Consider the following 14,635-nt stretch of genomic DNA (forward strand, 5'->3'; position numbering starts at 1 on the left):
CTTGCCGCACCGCGACAAGTTCGAAAGTTCCTGTGGAAACAAAGATTTGAAGGGCAAATAAGTTCCATGCCCCGGAACGAAAAAATGCCGGCCGCGGGACATCGCGGCAGGCCGGTGTCTACGGCTCGAAGCTTCTCACAGGCCAGCTTTGATCCGGATAGGCTCAGCTTAGGAAAGGCTCTTTCAGGACAGGCTTTTTACGACAGGCCCTAAGAGAGGCTTGGGGCCTTGGTCGCGAACTGCTCGTCCTGCGGCTTGCCGGGCAGGGCGTTGTGAGCCTTGGCGTAATCGACGACTTCGCCGAGCAGCTTCTGGCCCAGCGGCGCCAGCGCGCGTTCCCACAACTCGCGGGCGGTTTCGCCTTTTTTGACGAAACACCATTCCTGCGCCGCAATGGCCCCGGCATCCATGCGGTCGGCCAGATGGTAGACGCTGCCGCCGGCGATCGGATCGCCCTCGCGGATCGTCCATTCGACGGCCGCGATGCCGCGATGGCGCGGCAGCAGCGAGGGATGGTAGCCGATACCCCCGAGCCGTGCCGCTGCGAGGGCCTCGCGGCTGATGCGGGCATGGCTGTGCGCGGTGACAATCAGGTCGGTCCCGTCGGCGATTTCCGAGGCCACGACCAGCTTGGGGTCGGCCTGCACGGCGACCTCGATCCCGGCGGCGCGGGCCGATGCGGCAAGCCGGTCATCGGCGTCCGCGACCACGACCCTGACGATATCGACACCGCGTTGACGCAGCATGGCCAGTGTCGTCACGCCGAAATGGCGGGAGCCGACGAGGGTGATCCGCATGGAGGTTCTTCCGTCAGGGTTAGACATCTGCCCCGTCGATAACACGTCGCAGGCGTCTGTCACGCCGCCGGAAATGGCGGCAGCGGGTTATCAACAGGACCCGGCCAGGCCGGACAATGCGCCGGCGGCGCCCTCGGGTCATTACCCCTGAAAGCAGGGCCCTTTCAAACAAAAAGACCGCCGGAGGCGGTCTTTCGTGTCGTGATAGCCGCGATTTGGCGTGCGGATCAGTTGCAAACCATCACGCAACGGCCATCCGGGTAGCAGACCCGATGACGTCCGGCACCGCCGCAGGGACCGCGGCCGGGTTCCACGATAACCGCGCCGGGAACGACGACGACTTCGCGGCGGTTCGGCACGCATCGATCATAGGGACCGCGATGAAAGCCCGGACCGCAGCCTTCGGCGACCTTGATGATCATGCTGGCCGGAGCCTGGTCAGGCGCCAGCGGCAGGGCCTGCACGGCGCTGCCCGACAGTCCCAAGATGAAAGCAAGAGCGACAAGCTTGTTCATTCGTTTCTCCCCTGATGGATGTATTGCGCCTCACGTATGAGCCACGCATGACCGTGACGTAAAGCAGGATTATTTGGCCGTGATGACGTCGTTTATTTAGCCGATTTACTGCCTGCTTTGCTGCCCGGTTTATCGCGTCCGAATTTCGGAATCGATTCGGCGAATCCGTTGAAGCAAGTCAGTCGGTCATCCTGCTCTTTGACGAACTTGCAGTCCATCACGCCTTTCGCGGCCGGCGGATTCGGCTTGGGCTTCGGCGGGATGACGCCGTCGTAGCAATCCAGACGGTCCTTGGTACCGTCGTCGAGCGTCAGACAGTCCTGAAGCTTCTCGGCGATCGATCGGTTGGACGCGGCGGCGGCGCTCTTGTGCGGTTTCGCCTTTGCCGCCGGCGCGGGCGCCGTCTCTGCGCCGTCGTCTTGAGGCGGGGTTTGCGCAAAGGCTGCCGCGGTAGACAGCACGACGATCAATGCCAGCAATTTCTTCATGTCATTTTCCCCTTCGCCTCGATCCCGAATCGTGAGTCAAAGCCTTTAGTCGAAGTCTTGAGTCGAAGCTCTCTACAAGGCGCTGCCTGGCTTCGCCAGCGCGTTTTTGGCTGCCGAGATCTCGCCGCCCTTGCGGATTAAGGCGATGGACCGCGACACGCTAGAACGACCGCTCGATACGCGATCTTACTGATTTTTAACAAGACAAAATGCGTGAACCCCGTCAGCAATGTCGCAGAATTGTTGATCGAGCGGTTTTTTGCGGCGGCGCTGTTTCCATTATCGCGCTATACGGCTTTTCCAAATACGGCTTTTCTGACCTGCGGCATCGAAATGGAGGCAGCGTGACATGAACACATCCGGAAACAAATCCAGGAGCACATCAAAGCGCTCTCGGATCATCCTCCCTCTGGTGTCGATCGTGACCGCGTTTGCGCTGTCGGCGCAGGCGCAGGAAGCCCCGAAAGGACCCCCGCCGAAGGGAGGCCCAGCCAGGCCGGCAGTGCAGGGTGCGCATCCGCCAGGCCAGGGGCAGCCAGGTCCAAGACAAGCGGGTCCAGGACAAGCGGCTCCAAGACAAGCAGGTCCCGCAGGTCCAGGGCGCCCCGCGGGGGTGCCGGGCCGGGGGCCTCAGGACGGGCGTTTTGCGCGCGGCGCGCCGGCCCGCAATTTCGGCGGCCACGCCTATCACGGCCGTATGGCCTGGGAGGGCGGACGCTGGCGCCAGGAAATGCACAATGGGCGCTATGGCTGGTGGTGGGACGTTGGCGGCGCCTGGTATTTTTATCCGCAACGGATGGACGGTCCGCCGGCCTATGTGTCCGATCTTGAGTTCGTGGATGATGGCGGCGGTCCGGATGGACCGGATGATGGAACGGTCGTGGGCGGTTATCCGCCGCCCGGAGCCTATGCGCCTCCACCGCCGCCACCTCCGGGTCCGCCGGATGCGGCCTCGGGCGCGGTGGGAGGCGCCATTGTCGGCGGATTGCTCGGTGGTCTGATCTCCGGGCGGCCGGGCGGGGCGATAGCCGGTGCGGTCGCCGGCGGAACGGTTGGCGCGATCGCGGGTGCCCAGGCTGCGGCGCGGCCCGGCTATTATCTGGCGCAAGGCAATTGCTATTACAAATATCCGTCGGGACAGTACGTTCAGGTCGATCCGCGCAGTTGTTATTGAAGTCGATCCAAGCGTGAGTTGAGCCGGCGGACCAGCGATGCGGCTGCCGGCATCGACTGGTCTGGCGCTCAATTGCAACTGTTCCGGCCTGGAAATGGCAACGGTGTGAGTTCAGCCATTGCGGCCGCCGATGCAGAAGCGGTAGTGTCATGGCAGAGAACGAACATGAGCCAGCCGGGCATGCAAAAGTCTTCCGCAACGTCGCTTCCAACGCTCAGCGTTCGCATCGATCTCGATGCCGAAGGGCGCATCGGGCCGGGCAAGATCGAACTGCTTGAAGCCATTCACGCCTGCGGTTCGATCTCGGCCGCGGGCCGCGCGATGGATATGTCCTACAAGCGGGCGTGGGATCTGGTGGATGAGATCAACCACATCTGCGGACGCCCCGCCGTCGAGCGGCAAACCGGTGGCAAGAATGGTGGCGGTGCGGTTCTCACGCCGTTTGGCCTGTCTCTCGTGACCCGTTACCGGAAAATCGAGCGCTCGGCAGAGACCGCCGCCCGCAAGGAGCTGCTGGCGTTGCGGGCCGACATGGACTCTCGCCGAAAAGCCTGAATGGCCTCAAGCAGTTCGATCCCGTCTGATCCCCGCTATGCCAAGGGGTCTGACGGTGGCTGGTCACGCCGGCTGGTTTCTTTGCCGCCGCTACTTCCCCACGGCCACGGCGCTGCGTAGGCTGACGCGTCATCAGAATGTCGAGATCGACGTAAAACATCCGTCCGTGCTTTCACGCTGCAAGACAAGTGTGCCGGCCGGGTAAAGGGTTTGAGGGCAGTTCTGGAAGTTGCCAAAGCGGCGTTGGGTTTCCTGCGACAGACAAAATTCGGGGATGGTCCAAATGTCAAAAAAGGGAATCACAGGCCACGACGAGTGGGTGGTAACGGAAGCCCTGGCAACGGCGCTGATCGCGCTGGAACAGCTTCCTTCGAAACATCAACCGCGTGCGCACATGGAAGACGTCAAGAAGCTTTTGACGGCGGGTTCCCAGCCCGGAACGGTCAACCTGCATATGGCCCAGGCGAAATGCCGGCTGTTTCCCGACCTCGATCCCCTGACCATCTATCGCGAATACGGCCTTGAGGACGGACAACATTAGAATCTGTTTTGATGAGTTAGAACTCATCCGCTTTTTGTCTGGGTAATTCCGGCCGCTGCGGATTCCCGAAGACATATTCCCCAAGATATCATCGTTCCCGAGACATCATCTTTCTCAAGACATCATCCGAGTGCGCGCCTTCGAATATTTGATTTGAAGGTGATCGTGCGTTGCTGCATCACATCGTTAACTGATTTGAAACGAATCCGGGCAAAGACGTGCCCAAGCGTTCGAACTGATCGAACCCAGTCGAGCCGATCAGTCGAATCAATCAAACCAGTCGAACTATCAATCGAACGAAGAGCGAGACTATGCCGGTCAAACATGAACGCCGCGAGCTGATCCCTGTGATCATCGCCACTGTTGTGGCGGCGCTGGGCGCATTTTGCCTGTGGTCGGACCTTCGCAGCGATCCACAGGGGCATGGCGACGGCATGATCACGTCGGCGATCGCGACAAAGGCCGGCGCGTCCGTGACACCCACGGAATTGCCGGTTCATATGGTTGTGCCGCAGACCGTGCCGGTTCACGAGTCCACCACGGTCGGACTCGCGCGGCCGTAGTTTAATTTAGTTCGCCGGGATCGTCATCGGCTTGCCCTTGTCGACGATATGCACCGTCAACAGTTTTAGCGTCTTGTCGCCGATCACCTTGTAGCCGGCATGCGGCACATCGCGGACGTTGACGCCGGCCTGTCCAGCCGGACGCGTAACTTCTTTGCCATCGGGCATCTGCAAGGTCGCGCCTTCCAGGACATACACCGCTTCCTCGCCGGGGTGCGTATGCCGGTCGATCTTGCTGCCGGGCGGCACTTCGAGAACGGCGATGATGATCTCCTTGTCGGTACCCGTGAGATCGGCGCGCTTCAATTCGGTCCGGTTGGTCTGCGCGAACGCGGTGGACGCCATCGCGATGAAGAAGATGGTTGCTAAGCGGAGCATGGATAGTCCTCCCGTTTTTAAGTTGATCGGCGGCACCGAAGATCGTCATCACGAAATTATCCCGGTATCTGCGGCGGTGAATTTCAAAGGTGTGCCGGATTCATGCTGCGGCAGCTAGTCCAACTTGTTCGTGCGGATAAGGGCGGCGCAATACGGGGCACCCACGTTATGGACGGGGCGGACATTCAGGCGTCAGCAGGGCATGTGCGGAAGGTGAGGTGCAAGTCCGCCCCCTCCCGAACGGCCGTCTGTACGGCTATAAGGAGGGCGAAAAGGGGCACAAACTCCCGTAAGAGTTGCGCGAATCGGAAAACTGGTAGCATTTTCCACAGGGCACTATTGCACGGGCACGGTTATGCGGCTCTATCCCAGCTCAAGGGCAATCGATTGGAGCTGTCATCCTCATCTGCCGAAATACGTGAAATCTGCGAAAAACGTGACGAAGCCAGAGCCCAGTTGGGTGATGACGCAGCGCTCGAACTTTCGCAGATTCTCGCTGACATTGAAGCGTTTGATACATTTGCTGATTTTGACGCAACATTCGGAGGCCAAATCACCGATCTGGGGGATTCCGAAAAGTGTTTCCGCATGAGAGCCGGCCATTCGATCGTTTTTAGAGCAGGGCACCCGCGCAATCTTGGGGCAGGCGCAACTCCGCCTGATTGGGCTAGCACTACGAGATTAAAGATTACTAGAATCGAGAGAGCTGATGCCTGAAGTCTCTTTTCAACCGGACTGGTTCTCTAAGCCGGGCGATACGCTACTGACGCTTATGGAACAGCGAGAACTCACCTCTGAAGTTTTAGCTCGGAAACTTGGTTGTGAACGCTCTGTTATCCAAGGACTTCTCTCGGGTGCAATAGCCGTCGATGATAAGCTAGCCGGGGGACTATCTAAATACGTCGGCGGAACGCCGTCCTTTTGGCGCACGCGTCAAACAAAATATATCGAAGCACTTTCACGAGCCGCTAAAGCCGTTCCGAAAGAGACCGGATTGGAGTGGGTCGATCTCTTTCCCCACAAAGATATTGTCAACTATGGCTGGGTCGACGGAAATACGAAGCGCGACGAATTAATTCAGGCTTATTTGGCCTATTTTGGTGTGAATACTCCGCAAGAGTGGAGCGATAGGTACGAGCGCTCCATGCACGAAACCGCGTTTCGTACCTCTCCAACATTTACTTCCAAGGTTGGGGCGATCTCGGCTTGGTTACGTCGAGGTGAAATAGAGGCGGCCGCCATTCCGTGCGCAGCTTGGCACCCCGAGCGTCTTCGAAAATCAATTGAGAACATTAGAGTCTTAACCAAGACTAAGTCACTGGCTTATTTTATGCCGCGCATCAGGAAGTTCTGTGCCGAAGCGGGGGTCGCTGTTGTCTTCGTCCGCGCTCCCTCCGGTTGTCGGGCAAGCGGCGCTACAAAATTTATCTCGCGCAACAAGGCGATGGTGATTCTAAGCTTTAGATATCTATCGGATGATCATTTTTGGTTCACTTTTTTTCACGAACTCGGACACCTCTTGCTGCACAAATCATCGATGACCTTCATTGACGGTGAACCAGGAATAGCGGGAGAATTAGAGGCTGAAGCAAATTCGTTTGCTGCTAACGTTCTCATTCCACCTATCTTTGGACAAATACCAGAGCAATTCGCCCAATGAACTGTATAGCTTTCCCCGGGTTTCCGAACGGCTCAATCGGGCGCGAGGATTCCGAATTTCGATAAGCGCGCCTATGACCTCAGTTGTTTCGCCGCGTGAAGCCGTGACCGTGTCTTTCGACCGGGCAAGAAGCGCCGGATAAAGCTCAAGCAGTATGTCGTCGAGAGTTTCGGCTGAAATGAACATTTTTGGCTAACTGGGGTTGCTGCAAGCGGGAGCTGGAACCAAGGGTAGCCGAAATCCTTGATTCGCGTGATTGGTGGTTGATCCCTCCGTTTTATGGGAATGAAGGCCGCCGAGTGTCGTCGAAAGATGTTGATTTTCATGGTGAGCGCGGAGGGACTCGAACCCTCGACCCCATGATTAAAAGTCACGTGCTCTACCGCCTGAGCTACGCGCTCACTTGCCGCGCTGTGTAGGGGGCGGTTGGGTGCGGGTCAATAGCGCGAAAGCGCGCAAATATTGGGCGGGAAAACCCGGATTTCCATGCCAATCCGGTATTTTAGCGAGGTTTCTTCAAGCGGGCCGCCGCGGGAAAACTCTCCCCCGATCAGTTGGCTTCCCGGCGAACCTCCGAAGCCACGGGCTGGGAGGTGTTGACGACCGAGGGCATCGCGACCGGGCGCAGGCCGATCAGTTCGGCGGTCCGGATGCCGGTATTGCGCCAGAACGGGAATGAATTGATCCGCGAGTTCTCGAGGATCGCGATCGCGACGGCCGAGAGGAACGGCAGGCTTTCGAGCACCAGCACACCGGCGAAAATGTAGATTTCGCGGACTTCCTTGAAGCTGTTGGTCACGACCAGGACGGCGGCGCCGATCAGCAGCAGCACGCCGATGACGGCTTCCCAGAACGCCTGGAACTCGACCGACATCAGCGAAAATCCGCCCTTGGAGGTCCGCGCAAATGCCAGATGTTCGGTGATCAGCCCGTTGGCGACCGCGCGCGACACCGTCCATTGCACGGACATTGCGGCGATCATGGCGCCCAGCATCTGGCCCCATTTGATGTGGACGCGCGCGCGATACATCGAAACGAAATGCACCAGCGAGACCACGAAGGAGGCAATGATCGGCAGCGTCAGGATCCGATCGGGAATGGCGATGTCGGCGAACGCGACGATCGGCACCCAGATCAGGTTGAGGATCGCCACGACCACGCCGAGGCTTTCGGCGCCGAGCCAGTTCAGCCAGCCCAGCGCGAATTCGCGGCGCTGGTCGGGCGAAAGCCGGCTCGCGCCCGGCAGAAAGCGCCGCCAATGCTTCTTGACGATCTGAAAGCCGCCGTAAGCCCAGCGATGGCGCTGCTTCTTGAAGGCTTCGTAGGTGTCGGGCAATAGCCCATGGCCGTAGCGGTGGTTGGTGTAATGCGTCAGCCAGCCATGCTCGATGATCGCGAGGCCAAGGTCGGTATCCTCGCAGATGGTGTCGCCGGCCCAGCCGCCGGCCATCTCCATCGCCGCCCGCCGGATCAGGCACATCGTGCCGTGCACGATGATGGAATTGGCCTCATTGCGCTGGACCATGCCGATGTCGAAGAACCCGGCATATTCGCCGTTCATGATGTAGTGCATCAGGGAACGGTCGCCGTCGCGATGTTCCTGCGGCGCCTGCACCAGGCCGACGCGCGGGTCGGCGAACACCGGAACCAGATCCTTCAGCCAGTCCGGCTGCACGACATAGTCGGCGTCGATGATTCCGATGATTTCGGCATCCGCGGCGGTGCGGTCCATCGCAATGCGGAGCGCACCGGCCTTGAAGCCCTGGACCTTCTCGGCATTGATGAACTTGAAACGCTCGCCGAGTGTGCGGCAGTGATCCTGGATCGGTTGCCAGAACTCCGGATCCGGCGTGTTGTTGATGATCACGACGCATTCGAAGTTCGGGTAATCCAGCCGCGACACCGCATCCAGCGTCTGCTTGAGCATGTCCACCGGCTCGAAATAGGCGGGGATGTGGATGGAGACCTTGGGGAAGGTAATGTCCTCGCCGATCGTGGCCGGCGCGACGGGGGCGCCCTTGACCAGCAGACGGCGAGGGGGCCGGCCGAAGGCCACGGCTGCGATCTCCTCGATCCGCGCCATCGCAATCAACACCAGCGGAACCAGCAGGATCAGACCCAGCGTCAAGGCAAAGGCTGAACCGAATATGAAGTAGTGCCCGGTCCAGTAGGCAAAGACGGTCGCGGTCCACGCTCCGACGCCATGGGCCGCGGCCGAGAGCAGCAGCGCCTGCATCGCGGTGGCCTCGGTGAGCCCCAGGATCGGCAGCGACATCAGGATACCGACGAGAACCGCGATGGTCGCAAGCTTCCAGTAGTTCTCGTTGACGACCGGACCGGTCCAGGAAAATTTCGGTTCGAGCGAAGCGTCCAGGATACCCCAATAGGGCCCGACGCCCCCTTCGAAGAACTTCCAGGGCCGGTCGATCGCTTCGACGATGTTGTATTCCATGCCGATGGCCTCGGCGCGGGATACGAAATTGCGCAGCACCACGGCCTGCTCGAACCTGCCGGGATCGGCATTGCGCAGATTGTAGCCGGCGCTCGGCCAGCCGAACTCCGCGATCATGATCCGCTTGCCGGGGAACTGCTCGCGCAAGAGCTGGTACATCGCGACAGCCTGGTCGACCGCCTGCTTGTCGGTGAAATTCTCCCAGTAAGGCAGCACGTGCGCGGCAATGAAATCGACGGAATAGGCAAGCTGCGGATTATCGCGCCATATGTTCCAGATTTCGCCTGTTGTTACAGGGACATTGACGGATTTCTTTACTTTCTTGATGAGCTCGATCAGGTCTTCGACCTTTTGGTCGGCGCGGTAAATCGTCTCGTTGCCGACGACGACGCCGATGACATTGCTGTTGCGCCGGGCAAGATTGATGGCCGCATCGATCTCGCGCTCATTGCGTTCGGCGTTCTTGTTGATCCAGGCGCCGACGGTGACTTTCATGCCGAATTCTGCGGCGATCGGCGGCACCAGTTCGTTGCCCTCCGTCGAAGAATACAGACGGAGCGCCCGCGTCAGGGTCGAGAGTTTCTTCAGATCGGCGCGAATTTTCTCGGAGTCGCCGGCGGTATCGCCGACGACGTGACCCGGTTCAAACGGCGCGTAGGAAGCGCTCGGCAAGATGCCGCGGAACTCCGGTGCCGATTGCTTCTCCTGGAGTAGCCCCCAAAGCGCAGCGTGAGCGGCGGCGACAAACAATAAAACGGCGACGACGGCACGCATCGCGACAAACCATACGGGGTCAATATGGCAGGGAAGCGGATCCGTCCCCGAGATCCGACCAAGTCAGCGGCAGACCGAACATATATCTGCCACGCGATTAAACAACTCTTATGACGCCGTGGCGTTTTCAGGGCGCAGGCGAGCCGGAATGCTGAAAATCTCGGATCGCGCCTCTGACTCGGGAACTACTTTGGAACTACTTCGGAGCCGGCGCGGGAGAGGCGGCCGGCGAGGGCGTTGCCGCCGGCGTTGCGGGCGCCGCGGCACCTGCCGTTGTCGGTGCTGGCGCAGGTGAGGCGACGGCAGCGGCCTGCGGCTGCGCGCCGGGATTGATCCAGCAGGCATGCACGCGGCTGTTGAGCGTCTCGGCCACCTTGGGGTCGATCTGGCCGCCGAAACGGGTCAGGCAACGAAAGGTCGCCTGGACATGGCCGCCGGGGCAGCCGAATCGGTCGTAGAGATCGAGGTGACGGAACGCGGTATCGAGATCGTCGAGCCACATCAAGCGCACGACCCGGCGGCCGAGCCAGACGCATTCGGGGTTTCCGGCCGGCCCGTTGATGGCCTGCGCCGCCTCGACGAATTCATCGGTCTTGCGCTGATTGTCCTTGGCGGCATCCGCCGCCGCCGGTGCATTGGTCGCTCCGGGCTTGGGGGCCTGGTCCTGGGCGTTGCCGCTTTGGGCAAAGGCGCCGCCGATACCAATCAGAAGGGCGAGGCCGGAAACGGCGAGGTGGCGCAAAACCGTACTTTTCAACTCAAGCACACCTCGACGCATAAATTCCCCGATTTTGTTACCAACCAGCCTGACCCGGCCGGTTTTGATGCCGTTCAAATAGGTCCCCAATGCGGCGGAGACAGTTCCGGATTCCATGACGGACATTTCGGATTTTGTCCAGCAAAGTCACAACTTTATCGCGGCGTGGTAAAGCCCGCGCCGATCCGGCGCGCATCGGCCTCTTGGCAGACGGCTGGCGACCGGGTAAGCGACGAGCCTCGCCCGGAGGATGGAACCGATTTCTCTTCGCACGCCACTGGCGCTTCTCCTGATATCGCTGGGCACGATCGCCGGCGTGTGGTGGTGGCTCAGCACGCCCATTACGCTGGTGCGCGCGCCGATTGATCCCAACGCCAAGCTGCTCTGTGTGTCCTACGCTCCGTTCCGTGGCGCGCAGACGCCGCTGTCGCCGGCCACCCATATCGAACGCGAGCAGATCGCCGAAGACCTGGCCCAACTGGCCAAAATCTCCGACTGCGTGCGCACCTATTCAATTGAGAGTGGCCTCGATCAGGTTCCTGAAGTCGCCTCCAAAGTCGGGCTGAAGGTCATTCAGGGAATCTGGCTCGGCAGCAACCGGGCGAAGAACCTCGCGCAGATTTCGACCGTGGTGGGCCTCGTCAAACAGTTTCCCGATGTCATTACGTCGGTCGTCGTCGGCAACGAGGTGTTGCTGCGCGGCGAGATGACCTCGACCGATCTCGCGGCGACCATCCGCTCGGTGAAGGCCCAGGTCGCGCCGGTACCCGTCACCTATGCCGATGTCTGGGAATTCTGGCTGCGCTACCGCGAGGTCTATGAAGCGGTCGACTTCGTCACCATTCACATTCTGCCCTATTGGGAAGACTTTCCGATCCGCGCCAAATACGCCGCCGCCCATGTCGATGCCATCCGCAAGCGGATGGCGGTGGCCTTTCCCAACAAGGAAATCCTGATTGGTGAGACCGGTTGGCCGAGTGCCGGACGCATGCGCGAGGGCGCGCTGCCGTCGCGCACCAATCAGGCGCGGGTGGTCTCGGAAATCCTCGACCTGGCCAAGCGGGAGAGCTTTCGCGTCAATCTGATCGAAGCCTATGACCAGCCCTGGAAACGTGAGCTTGAAGGTACCGTCGGCGGCTATTGGGGCCTGTTCGATTCCGTGCAGCGCGCCTTGAAGTACCCGCCCGGCGTGGCCATCAGCAATTATCCGCTCTGGAAGCTGCAGATGGGCTGCGGCATGGGGCTGAGCTTTTGCATATTCGGCGCCGCATGGTTGACGCTGCGCCGCCGGCCGTGGACGCCGCGGCTCGCATCCTGGATCGCGGTCGGCATCTTCGCGACCGCTTCCGGCATTCTGCTCGGCGTCGCCGCCGACAAGATGTTCTACGAGAGCTACGGGTTCGGCGGCTGGTTGCGCTGGGGCGCCTTGCTGGCGGCGGGCGTAGCTGCGCCGCTGCTGTGTGCCAGCGCATTGATGTCGGGCCGGGCGCCGCCGACCTTTCTGGAATTGCTGGGTCCCCGCGAGGATCGAACCCGATCGGTGTCGGCGGTTCTCCTAGGGATGACGCTGATCGTGACGGTGCTGATCGGCGCGGAGAGCGCGCTCGGGTTTGTGTTCGATCCCCGTTACAAGGATTTTCCGTTCGCCGCGCTGACCATGGCGGTGCTGCCGGTCGCGCTGCTGACGCTTCTCAACCGTCCGCAGGAAGGGGCGCGTCCGATCTCTGAGGCGGTATTCGCCGGCCTGTTTGCGATGGCGGGGCTGTTCACGCTGTTCAATGAAGGACTGAACAACTGGCAGTCGATGTGGACGTGTGCGCTGTATTTCCTGCTCGGCCTTACGCTGTGGCAGGCGCGGGGCGTGCAAATCCCAAAATAAGCAGCCCGATCGCAAGTCCCGACAATTCAATATTGTAGAGCACGATGCCAAGCCCCGCGACGATCACGCCGCCGGTCATCAAGACGATCGACGGCCGGATCAGGTTGAGGACCGCAATGACAAGTGCGGTGATCCCGAACACTGAGTTCTTGTAAAGTACGGTCGCGAGGCTGCGGGCCTGGCACAGCATGCTCTGCAAGCCGGCATCGCAGGCCAGCGACACCGTCGAAAACTCGATCGCGAGATAGCGCAGATAGAGCGCGTAGCCGACGCTCAGGAAGCCGACCACCATCAACCATTGCACCTGATAGGGCGTCAGCCGAAAGGGCGTTTTTTTCACGGGATCATGTTCCGGCTAGTGTGCGTTCAGGTCGAATTCGGCTGGTTGCAGGAAGACTGCATCCGAACTTTCCCCGAATATGCTGGGGAATCCGGCTCGGGACAACCCGGCACCGGTAGCAAGTCCGTCATATCAGCGAAATAGAATTCGAAGTCGATCCCAAACCATTGCAATAACAGGATTTATTGGTGCTCGCGCTGATATCAGCGGCCGAAGATCAACGATAGCGTCGAAGATTCCGGCTTCTTCGGCGGCTCCTCTTTGGGGGCGGCCGCGGCAGCGTGCCTGGAACTGTAGTGCCTGCCGCGTGGCCCCGGTTTGCTGGTCGTGGGCGCCGCCGGGGCAGGCTGATCGTGATCGCTGCCGGTCAGGGACAGACGCTGGCCGTCGAACACCGTGGTCTCGCAAGGCCGGTCGTTTGCCGTCATGCCGGCGCAGATTTTCGCTGCCGCAGCCGCGTCGGTCAGCGGCCCGGCCACCAGCCGAAGCTGCATGCCAAGCCCCGTGCTGCTCTCCTTGATCACGATGATCGGACGCAACGCCGCCAGCGGCGCATTCGTCCTGGATTTGAGAAGCCCGCGCCACAACGCGCGCAATCCACCGACCGAATTGGCCCCACCGACATCGACGCCAAATTCCGTCCGCTGGACCCTGGATATCGACTCCGTTGCTTCCGGACCGTCATCGGCAGCGGCGGCGGGCGGAGCCGAAGCCACGGCCTCCGGCTTTTGTGGTGTCTGCGCTGGCGGCGCGGCGGCGGTTTTGGACGGTGCACTGGTCGGTGACGGCGTGCTCGGCGGTTCGATCAGTTTTACGGCCGCGGAATCAGGCGGTCCCATTATCGATTTCGATTCCATCAGCGGCGGCGGCACGGTTGCTGTTGGCGTGTTCGACGGTCCCTGGTTTGAAGGTGGCTGAGCCTGCGCTGGTGCCTGAGCCTGGGCCGTGGGCGGCGGCGCTGCCGGGGTGGGGTCCGTGACGGTCGCCACCGTGGACGGCTTTTCCATCGGAGGCGTTACGGTTGAAACCACTACGGCTGGTTTCGCCGGGACCGGCGTCGCGGCCATCGCGGGCGCCGTCGTTGCCACCGGGGCGACGGGCGGGCCGATCGGCAGCTTTTGCACTTCGGTCAGCGCGGCCACCACCATGGGAGCCGCAGCCGCAGGCGCAGCACCGGCTTGCGACAAACTTTGAGACGAACCTGCGGAAGCAGCTTGCGGTGAAGCCGCCCCGGAACTCTGCCGCGCGATTGCGCCGGTGACCGAATCCATCCCTTGTTCGAGAACGCTGACGCGGGAATACAGCCGGTCGCGGTCGCCGTTCAGCGTGTCGATAGCAGAGGCCAGACGCCGCGCTTCGTTCTGGCTTTCCTTGGCGACGGACTGAATTTGCTGCGCCTGTCGCGCCAGATCCACGGCGGCGATCTGGTCGCGCCGCCAACCGATCGACGACTGGTTGGCGAAGAATGCAATGGTGATGGCGCCGACCGCGCCGACCGCCCACGACCCGAGCCGCCACAGCGCACGCCGGTCGAATTCATCTTCCTCGGCCAGGAATCCCGACAGCAAGCCGCCGGTATTCTCGGATTTGAAGCGATCAAGCAGATTGTCGGCATCCTTTGCCATTAGAAGTTTGCGGCCCCCTGAAGCCTTAACCGAATCATTCCGCAAACATTAACAGGAAATCGGCCGTGTTCCTGAATCCGGGCGTTCCCGGATGCCGAATCGTTTCCATGCCTGACGAAAACGCTTTATGACGGCGG

The 14,635-nt window shown here is 60.9% G+C and carries 15 protein-coding genes and 1 tRNA gene; 7 read left to right on the top strand and 9 right to left on the bottom strand.

The features are described from left to right. Nucleotides 1–209: 209 nt before the first annotated feature. From HB676_RS28675 to HB676_RS28685, 3 genes are all read right to left on the bottom strand, one after another. Nucleotides 210–797: a formyltransferase family protein gene (locus tag HB676_RS28675; protein ID WP_213741854.1), complete on the bottom strand. Its 588-nt coding sequence runs from the start codon at nt 795–797 to the stop codon at nt 210–212. Nucleotides 798–1,024: 227 nt separating this feature from the next. Then, nucleotides 1,025–1,312: a hypothetical protein gene (locus tag HB676_RS28680; protein WP_213741855.1), complete on the bottom strand. Its 288-nt coding sequence runs from the start codon at nt 1,310–1,312 to the stop codon at nt 1,025–1,027. Between the two features lie 92 nt (nt 1,313–1,404). Continuing rightward, a complete protein-coding gene (locus tag HB676_RS28685; protein ID WP_213741856.1) occupies nt 1,405–1,800 on the bottom strand; it encodes a hypothetical protein in 396 nt (131 codons plus the stop codon). 213 nt (nt 1,801–2,013) lie between these two features. Between HB676_RS28685 and HB676_RS34140 the strand changes: the two genes are divergently transcribed. From HB676_RS34140 to HB676_RS28705, 5 genes are all read left to right on the top strand, one after another. Beyond that, nucleotides 2,014–2,148, top strand: a complete 135-nt coding sequence (locus tag HB676_RS34140) for a hypothetical protein (protein ID WP_275944977.1) — start codon at nt 2,014–2,016, stop codon at nt 2,146–2,148. A 1-nt stretch (nt 2,149) separates the two neighbouring features. Beyond that, nucleotides 2,150–2,974 (top strand): hypothetical protein, encoded by an 825-nt coding sequence (locus HB676_RS28690; RefSeq protein ID WP_213741857.1) that lies wholly within the window; start codon nt 2,150–2,152, stop codon nt 2,972–2,974. 180 nt (nt 2,975–3,154) lie between these two features. Continuing rightward, nucleotides 3,155–3,529 (top strand): winged helix-turn-helix domain-containing protein, encoded by a 375-nt coding sequence (locus tag HB676_RS28695; protein ID WP_213741910.1) that lies wholly within the window; start codon nt 3,155–3,157, stop codon nt 3,527–3,529. 283 nt (nt 3,530–3,812) lie between these two features. Beyond that, nucleotides 3,813–4,070 carry a hypothetical protein gene (locus tag HB676_RS28700; protein ID WP_213741858.1) on the top strand — a complete coding sequence of 86 codons (258 nt, stop codon included), beginning with the start codon at nt 3,813–3,815 and terminating at the stop codon, nt 4,068–4,070. A 311-nt stretch (nt 4,071–4,381) separates the two neighbouring features. Next, entirely contained in the window at nt 4,382–4,633 is a 252-nt protein-coding gene (locus HB676_RS28705) for a hypothetical protein (protein WP_213741859.1), read from the top strand. Between the two features lie 6 nt (nt 4,634–4,639). Here the strand turns inward: HB676_RS28705 and HB676_RS28710 are convergent, their stop codons facing one another. Continuing rightward, nucleotides 4,640–5,011 carry a cupin domain-containing protein gene (locus HB676_RS28710; RefSeq protein WP_213741860.1) on the bottom strand — a complete coding sequence of 124 codons (372 nt, stop codon included), beginning with the start codon at nt 5,009–5,011 and terminating at the stop codon, nt 4,640–4,642. A gap of 709 nt (nt 5,012–5,720) precedes the next feature. On the opposite strand from HB676_RS28710, the gene HB676_RS28715 reads away from it, so the two are divergent. After that, nucleotides 5,721–6,671 carry an ImmA/IrrE family metallo-endopeptidase gene (locus HB676_RS28715; protein WP_213741861.1) on the top strand — a complete coding sequence of 317 codons (951 nt, stop codon included), beginning with the start codon at nt 5,721–5,723 and terminating at the stop codon, nt 6,669–6,671. 325 nt (nt 6,672–6,996) lie between these two features. On the opposite strand, the gene HB676_RS28720 is transcribed toward HB676_RS28715, so the two are convergent. The 3 genes from HB676_RS28720 to HB676_RS28730 all read right to left on the bottom strand — a co-directional run bounded on the left by HB676_RS28720 (nt 6,997) and on the right by HB676_RS28730 (nt 10,675). Further along, nucleotides 6,997–7,072 (bottom strand) — tRNA-Lys (locus HB676_RS28720). A 149-nt stretch (nt 7,073–7,221) separates the two neighbouring features. Then, entirely contained in the window at nt 7,222–9,897 is a 2,676-nt protein-coding gene (locus tag HB676_RS28725) for a glycosyltransferase (RefSeq protein ID WP_213741862.1), read from the bottom strand. A 196-nt stretch (nt 9,898–10,093) separates the two neighbouring features. After that, on the bottom strand, nt 10,094–10,675 hold the full coding sequence (locus HB676_RS28730; protein ID WP_213741911.1) for a beta-1-3, beta-1-6-glucan biosynthesis protein: 582 nt from the start codon (nt 10,673–10,675) through the stop codon (nt 10,094–10,096). A 229-nt stretch (nt 10,676–10,904) separates the two neighbouring features. Here HB676_RS28730 and HB676_RS28735 point away from each other — a divergent pair, with 229 nt between their 5' ends. Next, entirely contained in the window at nt 10,905–12,533 is a 1,629-nt protein-coding gene (locus tag HB676_RS28735) for a beta-(1-6) glucans synthase (RefSeq protein ID WP_213741863.1), read from the top strand. On the opposite strand, the gene HB676_RS28740 is transcribed toward HB676_RS28735, so the two are convergent. Both HB676_RS28740 and HB676_RS28745 read right to left on the bottom strand, forming a co-directional pair. Then, nucleotides 12,493–12,873 carry a hypothetical protein gene (locus tag HB676_RS28740; protein WP_213741864.1) on the bottom strand — a complete coding sequence of 127 codons (381 nt, stop codon included), beginning with the start codon at nt 12,871–12,873 and terminating at the stop codon, nt 12,493–12,495. The two genes, HB676_RS28735 and HB676_RS28740, sit on opposite strands and share 41 nt — an antisense overlap. Nucleotides 12,874–13,076: 203 nt before the next feature. Next, a complete protein-coding gene (locus HB676_RS28745) occupies nt 13,077–14,498 on the bottom strand; it encodes a hypothetical protein (protein ID WP_213741865.1) in 1,422 nt (473 codons plus the stop codon). Nucleotides 14,499–14,635 lie beyond the last annotated feature (137 nt).

The sequence above is a fragment of the Bradyrhizobium sp. dw_411 genome, assembly GCF_018449695.1.
GTDB lineage: Bacteria > Pseudomonadota > Alphaproteobacteria > Rhizobiales > Xanthobacteraceae > Bradyrhizobium.

Excerpts from the sequence above, each read along its gene's own strand:
- HB676_RS28675 (WP_213741854.1), bottom strand. The coding sequence starts at position 797 with ATGCGGATCACCCTCGTCGGCTCCCGCCATTTCGGCGTGACGACACTG.
- HB676_RS28680 (WP_213741855.1), bottom strand. The coding sequence starts at position 1,312 with ATGAACAAGCTTGTCGCTCTTGCTTTCATCTTGGGACTGTCGGGCAGC.
- HB676_RS28685 (WP_213741856.1), bottom strand. The coding sequence starts at position 1,800 with ATGAAGAAATTGCTGGCATTGATCGTCGTGCTGTCTACCGCGGCAGCC.
- HB676_RS28690 (WP_213741857.1), top strand. The coding sequence starts at position 2,150 with ATGAACACATCCGGAAACAAATCCAGGAGCACATCAAAGCGCTCTCGG.
- HB676_RS28695 (WP_213741910.1), top strand. The coding sequence starts at position 3,155 with ATGCAAAAGTCTTCCGCAACGTCGCTTCCAACGCTCAGCGTTCGCATC.
- HB676_RS28700 (WP_213741858.1), top strand. The coding sequence starts at position 3,813 with ATGTCAAAAAAGGGAATCACAGGCCACGACGAGTGGGTGGTAACGGAA.
- HB676_RS28705 (WP_213741859.1), top strand. The coding sequence starts at position 4,382 with ATGCCGGTCAAACATGAACGCCGCGAGCTGATCCCTGTGATCATCGCC.
- HB676_RS28710 (WP_213741860.1), bottom strand. The coding sequence starts at position 5,011 with ATGCTCCGCTTAGCAACCATCTTCTTCATCGCGATGGCGTCCACCGCG.
- HB676_RS28715 (WP_213741861.1), top strand. The coding sequence starts at position 5,721 with ATGCCTGAAGTCTCTTTTCAACCGGACTGGTTCTCTAAGCCGGGCGAT.
- HB676_RS28725 (WP_213741862.1), bottom strand. The coding sequence starts at position 9,897 with ATGCGTGCCGTCGTCGCCGTTTTATTGTTTGTCGCCGCCGCTCACGCT.
- HB676_RS28730 (WP_213741911.1), bottom strand. The coding sequence starts at position 10,675 with ATGCGTCGAGGTGTGCTTGAGTTGAAAAGTACGGTTTTGCGCCACCTC.
- HB676_RS28735 (WP_213741863.1), top strand. The coding sequence starts at position 10,905 with ATGGAACCGATTTCTCTTCGCACGCCACTGGCGCTTCTCCTGATATCG.
- HB676_RS28745 (WP_213741865.1), bottom strand. The coding sequence starts at position 14,498 with ATGGCAAAGGATGCCGACAATCTGCTTGATCGCTTCAAATCCGAGAAT.